The 14,513-nt window shown below is 75.0% G+C and carries 14 protein-coding genes; 9 read left to right on the forward strand and 5 right to left on the reverse strand.

The genetic code is table 11. The features are described from left to right. Positions 1 to 17 precede the first annotated feature (17 nt). Together ABD284_RS21365 and ABD284_RS21370 are read left to right on the forward strand one after the other, a co-directional pair. Entirely contained in the window at positions 18 to 995 is a 978-nt protein-coding gene (locus ABD284_RS21365) for a fatty acid desaturase family protein (protein ID WP_344146673.1), read from the forward strand. A 166-nt stretch (positions 996 to 1,161) separates the two neighbouring features. Further along, positions 1,162 to 2,259 carry a DUF2157 domain-containing protein gene (locus ABD284_RS21370; RefSeq protein WP_344146528.1) on the forward strand — a complete coding sequence of 366 codons (1,098 nt, stop codon included), beginning with the start codon at positions 1,162 to 1,164 and terminating at the stop codon, positions 2,257 to 2,259. A gap of 91 nt (positions 2,260 to 2,350) precedes the next feature. On the opposite strand, the gene ABD284_RS21375 is transcribed toward ABD284_RS21370, so the two are convergent. Continuing rightward, the gene (locus tag ABD284_RS21375) at positions 2,351 to 4,732 is read right to left on the reverse strand and encodes a Tex family protein (RefSeq protein ID WP_344146531.1); all 2,382 of its coding nucleotides are present in this window, start codon (positions 4,730 to 4,732) and stop codon (positions 2,351 to 2,353) included. A gap of 227 nt (positions 4,733 to 4,959) precedes the next feature. Here ABD284_RS21375 and ABD284_RS21380 point away from each other — a divergent pair, with 227 nt between their 5' ends. From ABD284_RS21380 to ABD284_RS21390, 3 genes are all read left to right on the forward strand, one after another. Continuing rightward, positions 4,960 to 5,934: a pirin family protein gene (locus tag ABD284_RS21380; protein WP_344146534.1), complete on the forward strand. Its 975-nt coding sequence runs from the start codon at positions 4,960 to 4,962 to the stop codon at positions 5,932 to 5,934. A gap of 143 nt (positions 5,935 to 6,077) precedes the next feature. After that, on the forward strand, positions 6,078 to 7,268 hold the full coding sequence (locus tag ABD284_RS21385; RefSeq protein WP_344146537.1) for a VLRF1 family aeRF1-type release factor: 1,191 nt from the start codon (positions 6,078 to 6,080) through the stop codon (positions 7,266 to 7,268). Between the two features lie 61 nt (positions 7,269 to 7,329). Beyond that, entirely contained in the window at positions 7,330 to 7,926 is a 597-nt protein-coding gene (locus ABD284_RS21390) for a hypothetical protein (RefSeq protein WP_344146676.1), read from the forward strand. Between the two features lie 257 nt (positions 7,927 to 8,183). Here the strand turns inward: ABD284_RS21390 and ABD284_RS21395 are convergent, their stop codons facing one another. Together ABD284_RS21395 and ABD284_RS21400 are read right to left on the reverse strand one after the other, a co-directional pair. Continuing rightward, complete coding sequence (locus ABD284_RS21395) at positions 8,184 to 8,729, reverse strand: P-loop nucleotide/nucleoside kinase family protein (RefSeq protein ID WP_344146540.1); 546 nt, start codon at positions 8,727 to 8,729, stop codon at positions 8,184 to 8,186. A gap of 103 nt (positions 8,730 to 8,832) precedes the next feature. Further along, complete coding sequence (locus ABD284_RS21400; protein ID WP_344146543.1) at positions 8,833 to 9,168, reverse strand: hypothetical protein; 336 nt, start codon at positions 9,166 to 9,168, stop codon at positions 8,833 to 8,835. A 341-nt stretch (positions 9,169 to 9,509) separates the two neighbouring features. Here ABD284_RS21400 and ABD284_RS21405 point away from each other — a divergent pair, with 341 nt between their 5' ends. Next, positions 9,510 to 10,124, forward strand: coding sequence for a DUF7144 family membrane protein (locus ABD284_RS21405; protein ID WP_344146545.1), 615 nt, complete (start codon positions 9,510 to 9,512; stop codon positions 10,122 to 10,124). Between the two features lie 172 nt (positions 10,125 to 10,296). Here the strand turns inward: ABD284_RS21405 and ABD284_RS21410 are convergent, their stop codons facing one another. Together ABD284_RS21410 and ABD284_RS21415 are read right to left on the reverse strand one after the other, a co-directional pair. Continuing rightward, a complete protein-coding gene (locus ABD284_RS21410) occupies positions 10,297 to 10,986 on the reverse strand; it encodes an SDR family NAD(P)-dependent oxidoreductase (protein ID WP_344146548.1) in 690 nt (229 codons plus the stop codon). A 379-nt stretch (positions 10,987 to 11,365) separates the two neighbouring features. Beyond that, positions 11,366 to 12,229 (reverse strand): deoxyribonuclease IV, encoded by an 864-nt coding sequence (locus ABD284_RS21415; protein ID WP_344146551.1) that lies wholly within the window; start codon positions 12,227 to 12,229, stop codon positions 11,366 to 11,368. 48 nt (positions 12,230 to 12,277) lie between these two features. On the opposite strand from ABD284_RS21415, the gene ABD284_RS21420 reads away from it, so the two are divergent. The 3 genes from ABD284_RS21420 (at position 12,278) to ABD284_RS21430 (ending at position 14,493) form a co-directional block, all read left to right on the forward strand. Further along, complete coding sequence (locus ABD284_RS21420; protein ID WP_344146554.1) at positions 12,278 to 12,697, forward strand: hypothetical protein; 420 nt, start codon at positions 12,278 to 12,280, stop codon at positions 12,695 to 12,697. A 130-nt stretch (positions 12,698 to 12,827) separates the two neighbouring features. After that, positions 12,828 to 13,667 (forward strand): Nif3-like dinuclear metal center hexameric protein, encoded by an 840-nt coding sequence (locus tag ABD284_RS21425; RefSeq protein WP_344146557.1) that lies wholly within the window; start codon positions 12,828 to 12,830, stop codon positions 13,665 to 13,667. Positions 13,668 to 13,749: 82 nt separating this feature from the next. Beyond that, the gene (locus tag ABD284_RS21430; protein WP_344146560.1) at positions 13,750 to 14,493 is read left to right on the forward strand and encodes a zinc ribbon domain-containing protein; all 744 of its coding nucleotides are present in this window, start codon (positions 13,750 to 13,752) and stop codon (positions 14,491 to 14,493) included. The last annotated feature ends 20 nt before the right edge of the window (positions 14,494 to 14,513 follow it).

The raw sequence follows: 14,513 nt of genomic DNA on the forward strand, positions 1-14,513 counted from the left end.
TCGAGCAGGCGGGCCTGATGCGCCGCCGACCCGTGTACTACGCGGTGCGGCTGAGCGCGCTCGCCGTCCTCTTCATCGCCGGGTGGGCGGCGTTTGTGCTGATCGGGGACTCCTGGTGGCAGATGGCGGTGGCGGTCTACCTCGCCGCCGTCTTCGGCCAGGTGGCACTGGCGGCGCACGACCTCGCCCACCGCCAGGTCTTCCGCACGCGCGGCCCCAGCGAGGCGGCCGGGCGGATCGTCGGCAACCTCGGGATCGGCATGGGGTACGGCTGGTGGCAGGACAAGCACACCAGGCACCACGCCAACCCCAACCACGAGGACCTCGACCCCGACGTCGCCCCCGACCTGCTGGTCTGGTCGCACGACCAGGCCGAGCGCGCGTCGGGGCCGGCGCGGATCATCGGCGGGTGGCAGGCCGTGCTCTTCTACCCGCTGCTCACCCTTGAAGGCCTGAACCTGCACGTGCAGAGCGTCCGCTCGCTGCTGCGCCCCCGCCTGCGCCTGCGGTGGCTGGAGGCGGCGCTGCTGGCCGCGCACTTCGCCCTCTACCTCGGCGCCCTGTTCACCGTGCTCTCCCCGGGCAAGGCGCTGCTGTTCCTGGCCGTCCACCAGGGCCTGTTCGGCGTGTACCTGGGCAGCGTCTTCGCGCCCAACCACAAGGGCATGCCCACCCTCACCGGCGGCGACAAGCCCGACTTCCTCCGCAAGCAGGTGCTGACATCCCGCAACGTCACCGGCGGCGTGTTCACCGACCTCGCCCTGGGCGGGCTCAACTACCAGATCGAGCACCACCTCTTCCCGAGCATGCCCTCTCCCCACCTGCGCCGCGCCCGCCCCATCGTGCGCGCCTACTGCGCCGAGATCGGGCTGTCCTACCACGAGACCGGCTTCGTGCGCTCGCACGTCGAGGCGCTGACCCACATGCACCGCGCCGGAGCGCCCCTGCGCCGCCCGGGCCGGACCTCCGAGGCCGCCGCTCCCGGCGGCCGGTGACGGCGGCCCCGCGCTCCCGCGCCGCCCCCGCGTGTCCCACCGCGGCACGGTCGCCCCCCGTGCGCGTTGAGTACCGGTACTCAGGTCCTCCCGGCCCCGGCACGATGGGATGGAGGCGTCCGGCGAAGTCCGCCGGCGGCTTTGCGAGTGCGGGAGGAGGACACAGGTGAGCGAGTCGAAGCCGTCCCGCGACACGGCCCTGAGCGGTCTGGTCGAGCGCGGCGTCATCTCGGCCTGGCAGGCCGACCAGGTGCGCGTGGCGCTGGCCGCGGCCGAACCCGCGCCCGGGCGCGTGCGCTGGATGGAGATCGTCGGTTACATCGGCGGCGGCCTGGTGCTGGCCGGAGCGGTCGCGCTGGCGGCCGCCTCCTGGGAGGAACTGGGCGACGACGCCCGCATCACCCTTCTGGCGGTGCTGGCGGCCGCGGCAGCGGGCGGCGCGATGCTCATGAGCGGCGGCCCGCAGGAGATGCTCGGGCGCCGCAACCGGGTGCCCGACGTCCGGCGCCGGATCGCCGGGGTGCTCCTGGCGCTGGCCGCCGTCCTGGCGGCCTTCGCGGTGGCGGTGGCGGTCGACGTCGCGGAGGACGGCGACCCCGCCTACCTGCCGCCCCTGGTCGGGCTGGCCGTCGCCGCCGCCGGCTATGCCGCACTGCCCTCGGCCGTGGGCCAGGTCGCGGTGTGGGGGATGAGCGTCGGCGTGGTCGGAACGCTCGTCGAGGAGTTCGCCTCAGGCGACGACACCCTCCTGCTGGGAGGAAGCTGGCTGGCGCTGGGCGTGGTGTGGGCGGTGCTCTCGGCCCTGGGCGCCGCCGCCGAGCGCCGGCTGGGACTGGGGCTGGGGGCCGGACTGGCGCTGGCGGCCGGCCAGACCCTGCTGTCCTGGACCGACGAGAACGCATGGGGATACGCCGCCACCCTGCTGGTTGCGGCGGCGTGCATCGCCTACTACTTCCTCGACCGCACCGCTGTGCTCCTGGTCATGGGGGTCATCGGGGTCACGGTCGGCGTGCCGGAGATGGTCTGGGACCTGACCGACGGCGCGATCGGCACGGCGACGGTGCTGCTGATCGCGGGGGCGGTCCTGCTGGCGGCCAGCTGGACCGGGCTGCTCGTGCACCGGCGCCGCAACGAGGCCGACGGCCGGGCCGGGCCGGAGGGCGGGGGAGCGCCCGGCGCCGGTGCCGACTCCGGGCCGGCCGACGGCGGCCCCGTTCCGCCCGACCCCGCCGGCGCCGGGCCGCCTCCCTCCGCCCGGCTCTGAGCGGACCCGGGCCGGGGAGGGGAGGCCGGCGGCGCCGCCGCGCGGGGGCGGGCGGCGCCGCCCGCCCCCGCACGGCGGTCGGGCGCGCGCCCTAGCCGATCCCCTTGTCCAGTCCGGCCTTCCGCAGCGCCTCGGCCATGGCGCCGTCGGCGCCGCCGCCGCCGGACGCGCCGCCGCGGTCCTCGCGGCGGCCGCCGCCCCTGCGGTTGCGGGAGCCGTCCTTGCGGCCGCCTCCTCCGCCGCGTGCACCGCCGTTGCCGCCGCCGCGTGCGCCGCGCTCGCCGCTCTCGGGGTCGTCCTCCAGCCGCATGCTCAGTGATATCCGCTTGCGGTCGGTGTCGACGTCCATCACCTTCACCCGTACGACGTCGCCGGGCTTGGCGACGTCGCGGGGGTCGCTGACGAAACTCTTGGACATCGCGGACACGTGGACCAGGCCGTCCTGGTGCACGCCCACGTCCACGAAGGCGCCGAAGGCGGCCACGTTGGTGATCACACCCTCCAGGATCATGCCGCGCTGCAGGTCGGCCAGCGTCTCGACACCCTCCTTGAACGAGGCGGTGGCGAACTCCGGCCGCGGGTCGCGCCCGGGCTTCTCCAGTTCGGCGATGATGTCGGTGACCGTGGGCAGCCCGAACCCGTCGTCGGCGAAGTCCGCGGGCCGCAGCGAGCGCAGCCTCGCGGTGTCGCCGATCAGCGAGGAGACGTCGCCGCCGGTGGCGGCCACGATGCGGTGCACCACCGGGTAGGACTCCGGGTGCACGCTGGAGGCGTCCAGCGGGTCGCCGCCGCGGATCCGCAGGAACCCGGCGGCCTGCTCGAAGGCCTTGGGGCCCAGCCGCGGCACCCGGCTCAGCGCCGAGCGCGCGGCGAACGGCCCGTTGGCGTCGCGGTGGTCGACGATGTTCTGCGCGACGGTCGAGCTGATGCCCGACACCCGCGAAAGCAGCGGGACCGAGGCGGTGTTGGCGTCGACCCCGACGCCGTTCACGCAGTCCTCCACGACCGTGTCGAGCATGCGCGAGAGCTTCGTCTCCGAGAGGTCGTGCTGGTACTGGCCCACGCCGATGGACTTGGGGTCGATCTTGACCAGCTCGGCCAGCGGGTCCTGCAGCCGCCGGGCGATGGACACGGCGCCGCGCAGCGACACGTCCAGCTCCGGCAGCTCCCGCGAGGCGTAGGCGGAGGCGGAGTAGACCGACGCGCCGGCCTCGGAGACCATGACCTTGGTGAGCCTGCCCGCGCCGATCAGCTTCACCAGCTCGCCGGCCAGCTTGTCGGTCTCGCGGGAGGCGGTGCCGTTGCCGATCGCGACCAGCTCGACGCCGTGCTCGCGGACCAGGCGGCCGAGCGCGGCCAGCGCCTCGTCCCAGCGCCGCTGGGGCGCGTGCGGGTAGACGGTGTCGGTGGCCACCACCTTGCCGGTGGCGTCGACCACGGCGACCTTGACACCGGTGCGCAGGCCCGGGTCCAGGCCGAGCGTGGGGCGGGTGCCGGCGGGCGCGGCCAGCAGCAGGTCGCGCAGGTTGGCGGCGAACACCCCCACGGCGGCGTCCTCGGCCTGCTGCCACAGCCGCATGCGCAGGTCGATGTCCAGGCGCACGAACACCCGCGTGCGCCAGGCCCAGCGCACGGTCTCGGCCAGCCACCGGTCGGCCGGGCGGCCGCGGTCGGCGATGCCGAAGCGCGCCGCGATCGCGCGCTCGTAGGGGCCGGGGGCCGCGGGGGCGGCGGCGGAGTGCTCGTCGTCCTCGGGCTGCAGGGTGAGTGAGAGCACCTCCTCCTTCTCGCCGCGGAACATCGCCAGCACGCGGTGGGAGGGCAGGTCGGTCAGCGCCTCGGAGTAGTCGAAGTAGTCGGAGAACTTGGCCCCGTCCTGTTCGCGGCCCTCGCGGACGGCGGCGACCAGGCGGCCGCGCGACCACAGCCGCTCGCGCAGCTCGCCGACCAGGTCGGCGTCCTCGGTGAAGCGCTCCACCAGGATCGCGCGGGCGCCCTCCAGCGCCGCGGCGGCGTCGGCGACGCCCGCGTCCGGGTCGGCGTAGCCGGCGGCCGCGGCCTGCGGGTCCCGGTCGGGCTCGCCCAGCAGCAGCTCGGCCAGCGGCTCCAGGCCGGCCTCGCGGGCGATCTGGGCCTTGGTGCGGCGCTTGGGCTTGTAGGGGAGGTAGATGTCCTCCAGCCGCGCCTTGGAGTCGGCGGCGTTGATGCGCGCCTCCAGCTCCTCGTCGAGCTTGCCCTGGGAGCGGATGGAGTCCAGGACGACGGCGCGGCGCTCCTCCAGCTCCCGCAGGTAGCGCAGGCGCTCCTCGAGGTGGCGCAGCTGGGTGTCGTCGAGCCCGTCGGTCGCCTCCTTGCGGTAGCGGGCGACGAAGGGGACGGTGGCCCCGTCGTCGAGCAGCCCGACGGCCGCGGTCACCTGGTGCTGGCTGACGCCGATCTCCTCGGCGATGCGCTGGTCGATACTGATCGTCACGTTGGCTGGTCCACCTTCTCGGTCTTGTTCACCCGCTGCATTGTCCTGGCCGTGAGGGCGGTTGTCACGCCGAAGGGAAGGAGCCCGGGGCGCTGCGGTCGCCCAGGGCGTCGGCGGGAAGGCGGGTGCGGCCGCGGGAGCGTGCGTGGAATGATGCAAACGCATGGATTGTTCGTGTCGAGTGCGGTCGGCAAGGTGCCGAGCGCCCGGAGCTTGGGAGGCCCCGCATGCCCGCTGTGACGGTCGACGACATCCTGGTGCTGCCGCGCGCGGCCGAACCGGCGGCCACCGCCGCCGAACGCGCCGTCATCTCGGTGACCACCGCTCCCACCGGCTATGAAGGCGAGGGCTTCCCGGTCCGGCGCGCGTTCGCGGGCGTGGACATGCGCGCGCTCGACCCCTTCATCCACCTGGACCAGATGGGCGAGGTCGAGTACGCCCCGGGCGAGCCCAAGGGCACCCCCTGGCACCCGCACCGCGGCTTCGAGACGGTCACCTACATGATCGACGGGGTGCTCGACCACAGCGACTCCCACGGCGGCGGCGGGTCCATCACCGACGGCGACACCCAGTGGATGACCGCCGGCGGCGGCATCCTGCACATCGAGGCCCCGCCCGAGGAGGTCGTCGTGAGCGGCGGGCTCTTCCACGGGCTCCAGCTGTGGGTGAACCTGCCCTCCCGGCTCAAGATGACCGACCCCCGCTACCAGGACATCGGCCGGGGCGAGGTCACGCTGCTCAGTTCCTCCGACGGCGGGGCGCTGCTGCGGGTCATCGCCGGCGACGTCGCCGGCCACAGCGGACCGGGCGCCACGCACACGCCCATCTCGCTCGTGCACGCGACCCTGGCTCCGGGCGCGCAGCTGCGCCTTCCCTGGCGGCCCGACTTCAACGCACTCGTCTACACGCTCGCGGGCTCCGGCGGCGCCGGCTCCGACCGCCACCCGATCGAGACGGGCCGGCTCGCGGTCTTCGGGCCGGGCGACGCGGTCACCGTGCGCGCCGACGAGCGCCAGGAGAGCCGCTCCCCGCAGCTGGACGTGCTCATCCTGGGCGGGCAGCCGATCCGCGAGCCCGTCGCGGCCTACGGCCCGTTCGTCATGAACACCCGCCACGAGCTGCTGCAGGCCGTCGAGGACTTCCGGTCCGGACGGTTCGGCGGCATCCCCGCCGAGCCCCGCCCCGGCCACGGCGTGCTCTGACACCGGGCCGCCGCCCCTGCTCCCCGCATCTTGAGCCCGCGGTGACCAGCCGGGGACCGACCGTTGAACCCCGCCCTGATCTCCTGTTAAAGAGGACAGTAGACGCCTCCGTTGGACCGGAAGGCGCATCGACGATGGGCGGGATGACCGTGATCATTGATCCGACGTCGGTTCGCGACCTGGCCGCCATGAACGACGAGATGGGCGTGCTGACCGTGTACGCCACCGCCGACCCGCGCGACAAGTCGGCTTCTCCGGCCTGGCGCCTGGCGGTGGGCAACGCCATCGGCGCGCTGCGCAGCGGAGCGGCCGACGACGGCGACAGGGAGCGCCGCGCGGCGGTTCTGGATCGGCTCGACCGGCTGCAGCCCGAGATCGAGTCCGTGCTCGACGCCGGCGAGTCGGGGGTGGGCCGGGCCCTCTTCGCCCCCGTCAGCCGCGACGAGGTGCACACGCTTAACGTGCAGATGCCGCTGGACGACTGCGCGGTGCTGGAGCGCCGCCCCTACCTGCGGCCGCTGGCCGGCGCCCTCACCCTCGGCGCGCCCGCCGGCGTGCTGGCCGTGTCCCACGAAGGGGTGCGCGTGATCGACCTGCGGTTCGGCGTCGCCCGGGAGGTCACCCGGCTGGCCTTCGACCTCGACACCGACGACTGGCGCTCCATGCGCGGGCCGGCCTCGCTCGCCCAGTCCGGCAGCCCTTCCCGGGGCGCCAACCAGCTCGACCGGTTCGACCGCCGCGTCGAGGACAACCTCCAGCGCTACCTGGCCTCGGTGCGCCCGCGCCTCTCCGCGATCGCCGACGAGCACGGCTGGCAGTCCGTCGCCGTCACCGGCGACCGCCGGCTGATCGACGTCGTCCGCAAGGGCCTGTCCACCTCGCCCGCCCGCCGCGACGTCGTCCTGCTGGACCGGGTCGTGGAGTCGCTGTCGACCAACGAGATCGCCGCACTGGTGCGGCCCGAACTGGAGGAGGACCGCCGGCGCCGCTGCCGCGTCCTCGCCGAGCAGGCACGCGACGCCGCGCGCTCGGGCGGGCCGGGCACGACCGGGATCAGCGACACACTCGGCGCGTTCCGCGAGAACCGGGTCGCCCACCTCGTCCTGGACGGCACCCGCGAGCTGCGCGGCCAGCGCACCTTCGACGGGCGGTACTACCCTCACGGTGAACGGCCGCCCGGGGAGTCCGACGCCGCCATGGCCGAGGAGCCCGACCTGGGCGAGCGCATGATCGAGATGGGCTACACCTCCGGCGCCGCCGTCACCATGCTGCCGCCTGAGGCCGCCGGCGTGCTGGCCGAGGAGGACGGCGTGGCCGCGCTGCTGCGCTGGTAGGCGCCGGCCGCCGCGGCGCCGCCGGAGGCGTGCCCGCCGAAGGGGGCGAGCGGTGGAGTCGATGGGTCCGCGCGGGTTCCAGCTGGTGCTGCTGCGGCGTATGGCCGACTACCGGCCCCAGTTGGTCGACGACGCCCGCCGGGAGCTCGGCGCCACCCGCGCCGAGATGCGCGAGGCGAACCGGCGCTGGCAGGCGATGCTGCGCTCGGCCCGCGCGCCCTCGGGCCTGCGCCGCTACCGGCTGTTGCTGGGCCCCGCCGAGACGACCGCGCGGCGCCCGGTGGGCGACCTGGACTGCGAGGTGCACCGCTGGCCGGTGCCGCTGTGGCCGGACCTGCGCTACGAGGTCGTGACGCTGGAGGGCGGGCCCGTGCTGCACGAGTGGCTGGTGCGCGCCGAGGGCGCGACCGCGCCCCGACCCCGCCACGTCGGCGAACTCGACCCCTGGTCGTGCGTCGTCGACGACGTGGCGCGCGCGTTCGCGCCGGCGGTGCCGATGGAGGGCACCGCCCCCTCGCGCTGGCGCCTGGCCTTCACCGCCCCCGACGCCTCGGGGCGCAGCGGGCGCCACGTCGCCGAGTTCACCTGGGGGCTGCTGCAGCGCGTCGTGCCCGCGCACGCCGAGCCGGGCCGGGCGCAGGAGGAGGCGGGCGGCTGACACCGGCGCGGCGCGCGTTCCGGAGCCCGGGATCGGGCCGGGCACCGGACGGCGCCGCATCCGGAGCGTGCCGCCGGCGGAGGCGGATGCGGGAAGCGGCGCCCCTCAGCGCCGCGAGCGCAGGTACCGGTGCCGCATAAGCGCAGCGACCGTCACGAAGATGGCCGGAATGCCGATGATCAGCACCGCCATGATGACGAGTTCGACGGTTCCGATGTCCATACCGGTCCCGTACCCTCCGCGGGCGTCCGCAAAGGTCAGACGGCCCCCGCGAGTGCCGCGACCTGGTCGGACAGCGGTGCGGCGCCCAGCCGGTTGTCGATCGCGATGTGCTCGACGGGCGGCGGCTCGTCCGGCCGCACCCGGGCGACGAACGCGTCGAACCCGTCGATCTTGCCCGTGTCGCGGGAGCGCCCCCGGCCGCCGATGCGGGCGCGCAGGGTCGCCCCGTCGCTGGCCACCCACACCAGGCGCACCGGATCGCCGCCGAGCTCGCCGACCCACGCCCGCCATCGGCCGGGGTCGCGGATCTGCCCGGTGAAGGGCGCCACGGGCATCACCGGGCACCCCGACGCGCGGATCTGCGCGGCCGCCGCGGTCATCCCGCCGTACTCGTGCGCCTTGACGTGCTCGTCGTACCACGCGCCCTCGCGCTCGCCGTAGGACCGGCCGTGCGCGGCGAGCACCTCGGCGACGAACCCGCTGAACAGCGTGTCCTTATCGAGTAAGGCCGGCACGGGCTCCAGCCGGCGCAGCAGCAGCTCGGCCACCGTCGACTTGCCCGCGCCCGGAGCGCCCGCCACGACCCACACGGTCCCTCGCGGCACGCCGCCGGCGCTCACGGCCGCCCCCGCACCGCGGGGAGGCGCGCAGCGCCCCGCCGGCGGCCGCCGGCGGCCGCGCCGCTCAGGAGTCGCCGCCGATGATGTCGGGGGCGTAGTACTCGTCCACCGGGACCGGCCCGCGGTAGCCCTGGCACTTGCACGGGCGGTACGTTCCGCCGCTCTGGCCCACCCAGCGGCCGGGTATGACGACCTGGGCCTGGCACATCTTGGTCTCCTGGTCGTGGAAGACCAGGTGGTGGCCGCAGCCGCAGATGGGCTGGGGCGTGGCGGGCTTCGCCGAGACCGCGGGCACCTGCGGAGGCGGAGCGGGATAGGGGGGCCGGCGCGGCATCATGCGGCCGATCATCACCCCGCCGAGAGCGATGGCCGCCCCCACTACAAGGCTCACCGGCTCCATGCTGTGCACCGCCCTCCGAGGTCCTACACGCTCCATTGTGGCCGAGGACGCGGGCGTTCAATCCCTCGGGACCCGCGTTCTAAGATCCATTGTGCGTCCGCATCCGGCCGCGCGCCACGCCACGAAGCCGGTACTCCGCCGACCCGTTCCCTCTCGCCGGACCCACCCGCAGGACAAGGCCGGGAATCCGTTTTTTGTGCTGTTTTACCCGCACATGGTGAGCCGGGTATGGAGCCGCCCTGTACGCGTCGGGCATGGTGAGGCCAGGTCATGTCTGACTAGGCGGACGGGCGGCGCGCGCGGCCACACTCGCGCGCCCCGTCCCGGGGGAGGAGCACGACATGAAGCGATCGCGCGCGAACGGCTGGGGAGTCTTCGCAGCCACCCTGCTGTTCGTCGTCGGCGCAGTGAACATCGTGCAGGGCCTGGTCGCGATGCTCATGCCCGCCTACTTCGTCGCGGCCGAGGACGAGATGCTCGTCTGGGACTTCGCGATCTGGGGGCTTGTGCTGGGCGTCTGGGGCGTCGTCCTGGTACTCGCGGGCCTCGCCCTGCTCTCCGGCCAAACCTGGGCCCGGGTCTTCACCGTCGTCGTCGCGGCGGTGAACGCGTTCGCCCAATTGGCGTTCATCGGGTCCTACCCGGTGTGGTCGCTGGTGGCCATCGCCGTCGACGTGCTGGTCATCTACGCGGTCACCGCCGGCTGGCCCGACCGGGTGACGGCGGACGAGGACGCCTATGCGGCCGGCCGCGCCGACGCCGAGAGGGCGCCCGCGGGCACTCAGCAGGCGGTCGGCGGCGGGCAGGGCACCGATGCGGACGCGGACGCGGCGTCCGGCGAAGCGGGAACGGGTGAGCGCCCCTACGGCGGCGCCAGCACCCAGGAGGCGCGGCACGGTACCGCGGAACGCCCGCCGGGTACGCGTCCCGGCAAGCACGAGCAGCCGATGAGCTGACCGCGGGGCGGGTGGTCGCGCGCTCGCGCGCGACCACCCGCCGGAGCGGGCCGCCCGGCCGAGCCCCGTCCGTCCCGGCATCCGGACGGCGGCGCACCGCCGGGCGGCCCGCTCGCGTGCGTTCGAGGGCGGTGCGGGTGCTCGCGCTCCCGCAGCGGCGACGAGGCGCCGGCTACCAGGCGGCGGGGCCGGCGTTGTCGAACCAGCCGCCGGTGGGTCCGTCGGCGCCGACGGCGGCCATGCGCACGATGACCTCCGCGCCCTCCTGGACCGGAGCGCCCTGGTGGCCGGTGAGGTCGGTGGCGGTGTAACCGGGGTCCACGGCGTTGAACCGGATGGCGGGGAACGCCTTGGCGTACTGCGAGGTGAGCATGACCAGCGCGGACTTGGACGCGCTGTAGTCCAGGTAGGCCACATCGAACTCCGGCCGCGACCGGTCGGCGCAGGCCGCCCGCGACCCCAGGGCGCTGCCGACGTTGACGACCACCGGGGCGGCGCTCTCCTTCAGCAGCGGCAGGAAGGCGTGCGTGACGCGGACGACGCCGAACACGTTGGTCTCGAAGGTACCGACCAGGTCGTCGGCGGTGGTCTCGCCGACCGGTCTGCGCGCCCCGGCGGTTCCGGCGTTGTTGACCAGGACGTCCAGGCCGCCGGAGGCGCGGAGGGACGCGGCGGCCGCCTGGACGGAGCCGTCGTCGGTGACGTCGAGCCGGACGAATCGAGCGCCCAGCCGCGCGGCCGCCGCCCGGCCGCGCTCGGGGTCGCGCGCCCCGATGTAGACGGTGTGGCCGGCCCCGGTCAGGCGGCGCGCCGCCTCGAAGCCCAGGCCCCTGTTCGCTCCGGTGATGAGGGTGGTGGTCATCGGAAGGCCTCCAGGGGGAGGGGACGCGGCGTCGAGCATGCGGCAGGGAGGCGGGGGCGGCGGTCGGCCGGCAGGAGGGCGACCCGGTCGGCGGGGACCGCGTCCCTCCGCTCCCTCCGCCCCGAGGGGGGAGATGTCACGGTGCGCACTCCGGTAGGGGGAACGGCCCTGCCATCCTCGCACCGCGCGGCCGGGCGCAACCCTGGGTCGGCAATACACGCATGGATAGCGGCCGTCCGAAATCGCCGCCCACCCCGCCGGCGCACCACCCGCCGCCCCGACCGGAGCGCGGCCGCGGCGCGCGGGCGGCGGGTTCTCGTCGCGCACCCGCCGGGCGCTCGGGCGCCTGCGGCGGGTGTTGAAGGCGCGGCGGAGGGGGTCAGTCGGCGGCGGGGCCGCCGCGCAGGTCCTTCAGCGTCGCCACGTCGGCCGCGTGCGGTGCGACCGGGCCCGGCGTCTCGCAGACGACCGGCACACCGGCGCTCACCGGGTGCTCGAACAGCGTGCCGAAGGGCGCGGAGCCGATGTGGCCCGCGCCGATGTTCTCGTGGCGGTCCTTGTTGCTGCCGCACGCCTCCTTGGAGTCGTTGGCGTGCACGAGCCGCAGCCGCTCGGCCCCCGCGACCTCGCCGAACCGGTCCAGCATCGCGGACATCCCCTCCGGAGTGGAGACGTCGTGGCCCGCCGCGAAGACGTGCGCGGTGTCCAGGCAGACCCCGGCGCGCGGGTGCCAGTCCAGCGCGGCGAGGTAGTCCCCCAGGTCGTCCACTGTCGCGCAGAGCACCTGTCCCTGCCCGGCCATCGGCTCCAGCAGGACGGGCGGAACCTGCTCGCCCAGTTCCTCCAGGACCGGCAGCAGCAGCGCGCGCATCCGGGCCAGCCCTTCGTCGCGGCCGCCGCGCACCGCCGACCCCGTGTGCACGACCACGCCGCGCGCGCCGATCTCGGCGCCGCGCTGCAGCGCGTGGCGCAGGGCGGTCGCGGACCGCTCCGCGATGGTCTCGTCGGGCGAACCCAGGTTGATCAGGTAGTTGGCGTGCACGAACACCGGAAGGTCGGAGCGTTCGCGCAGCTCGGCGTCCTCGTCGGGGCTGCCGGGCGTCGTGGCCCAGCCGCGCGGGTTGGAGACGAAGACCTGGACGGTTTCGGCGGCGATGTCGGCGGCATAGGCGAGACCACGGGTGGCCATTCCCCCGGCGACCGGTACGTGCGCCCCGATGGGCGATGCGGCGAGTTCAGTCATGGTTGGCACCCAGCTTAGAGCGTCACGGCACCGGGCATCATGGAGGCCATGACCCCGAGTCGCCTCGCGCCCGACTGGCGCCGCATCGCCCTCGGCGCCGCTGTTGGCGCCGCCGGAACCGCGGCCGTCGGGTTGGCGGTCCACGGTGCGGCGGCGCTGGCCGGTTCGCTCACCGCCGACCAGGTCGTGGGCGCCAACATCGGCCTCGGCCTGGCGGCCTTCGCGGCTCGGCTGGCGGCCACGCCGCTGGTGTGCTGGTGGCTGCTGCGCCTGGTCAGAGTACCGCGGGCGGGTCCGGCGACACTGTTCGGCCTGGTCTGCTACCTGCTGCTGGCGCTCGCCGGCCCGGGCGGTCGGGCGCTGCCCGGCCTTGCCGCGGTCTGGCTGGTGCTGGGCGCGGTCTCCGGTGCGGTCGGCGTGTACGCGGCGGGCTGGACCGCACCGCGAACCCCCGCCGCCCGGGCCTGAGCACGCGCCGGTGCCCGGCGCGGCGCGTCACCGCGCCGACTCCCGGGCGGCCGACCGCCGCCTCGCGCGACGCGTGCGGCCGGGGCGGACACCGGTCCGACCGGCCGGCCGGGGCGCTAAGGTGCGGTGCGTGAGCGAATCGCCTGCCGACCCGACCCTGCACGAGGTGACCCGCGCCTTCGAAAGCGTCTACGACCCCGCGTGGGCGGCGCCCTGGGACGCCGTGGGGCTGGTGTGCGGCGACCCCGCCCAGCCGGTGCGCCGCGTGCTCTTCGCCGTCGACCCCGTCGCCGAGGTCGTCGACGAGGCCCGCGAATGGGGAGCCGACCTCCTCGTCACCCACCACCCGCTGCTGCTGCGCGGGGTGACCGGCGTGGCCGCCACCACGCCCAAGGGACGACTCGTGCACCGGCTGATCTCGGCGGGAACCGCCCTCTACACCGCGCACACCAACGCCGACACCGCCGATCCCGGCGTCTCCGACGCACTGGCGGCGGCCGTGGGCCTGCCCGGCCCGCTCGCGCCCCTGGACCCCGATCCCGCCGACCCCGCCGGCGGCCGAGGCATCGGACGCATCGGGTCGCTGCCCGAGCCCCTGCCGCTGCGCGAATTCGCGGCGCAGGCCGCCGCCGGGCTGCCCCGCACCGCCGGAGGGATCCGCGTCAGCGGCGGCCCCGACCGTCCGGTCCAGCGCATCGCGGTCTCCGGCGGGGCGGGCGACTCCCTGCTCGACCGCGCCCGCGCCGCCGGCGTGGACGTCTACCTGACCTCCGACCTGCGCCACCATCCTGCCTCGGAGTTCGCCGAACACGGCGGCCCCGCCCTCATCGACACAGCGCACTGGGCCGGCGAGTGGCCCTGGCTCGCCGAGGGCGCCGCCCGGCTCGCGAGCGCGCTCGGGCCCCGACGGGCTAACGTGGAGTTCCGCGTATCCGAGATCGTCACCGACGCCTGGTCCCTGGCACTGTGAGCCGATCGACCCCTGGCCGCGGCCGACGGCCCGCGCTGCGCCGCGACCGCTTCCGACGTCGGCAAAGGAGCCTTGAACACAAGTGAAAGCAGAACCGGCCCACCAGCTGCGCCTACTCGATCTCCAGGAGATCGACAGCCGACTCGCCCAGCTCGCCCACCGCCTGCGCAACCTGCCCGAGAACGAGGAGGTCGAGCGCCTCGACAGCCGCATCAGCGAGCTCCGCGACCGGCGGACGGTGCTGACCACGGCGCTGTCCGACCTCGACCGCGAGCAGCGCAAGGCCGAGTCCGACGTCGACCAGGTGCGCACGCGCTCCGAACGCGACTCCAAGCGCCTCGACGCCGGCCAGGTCTCCTCGCCCAAGGACCTGGAGCACCTGCAGTCCGAGATCGCGTCCCTGCAGCGCCGCCAGACCGAGCTGGAGGAGATCGTGCTGGAGGTGATGGAGCGCCGCGAGGGCCTGGAGAGAGAGGAGGCCGAGCTGCGCAAGGAGCTGGAGGCCGCCGAGACCGAGCGCGACGCCGCCGACGAGCGGCGCGGCACCGCCAGGGCCGAGATCGAGGCCGACCGCGCCGCCGAGTCCGCCCGCCGCGAGCGCGTCGCCGCAGAGGTCCCCGAGGACCTCGCCGCCTTCTACACCAAGCTGCGCGACCAGCACGAGGGCGTGGGCGCGGCGGCGCTGCGCTACGGCCGCTGCGAGGGCTGCAAGCTCGCGCTGAGCACCGCCGAGCTCTCCGGGATCCGCCAGGCTCCCGCGGACGAGGTGCTGCGCTGCGACCAGTGCCGGCGCATCCTGGTGCGTACCGGCGACTCGGGACTGTAGGCCGCTCGGACGACTGTCGC

The sequence above is a fragment of the Streptomonospora arabica genome (assembly GCF_039531585.1).
GTDB classification, from domain to species: Bacteria; Actinomycetota; Actinomycetes; order Streptosporangiales; family Streptosporangiaceae; genus Streptomonospora; species Streptomonospora halophila.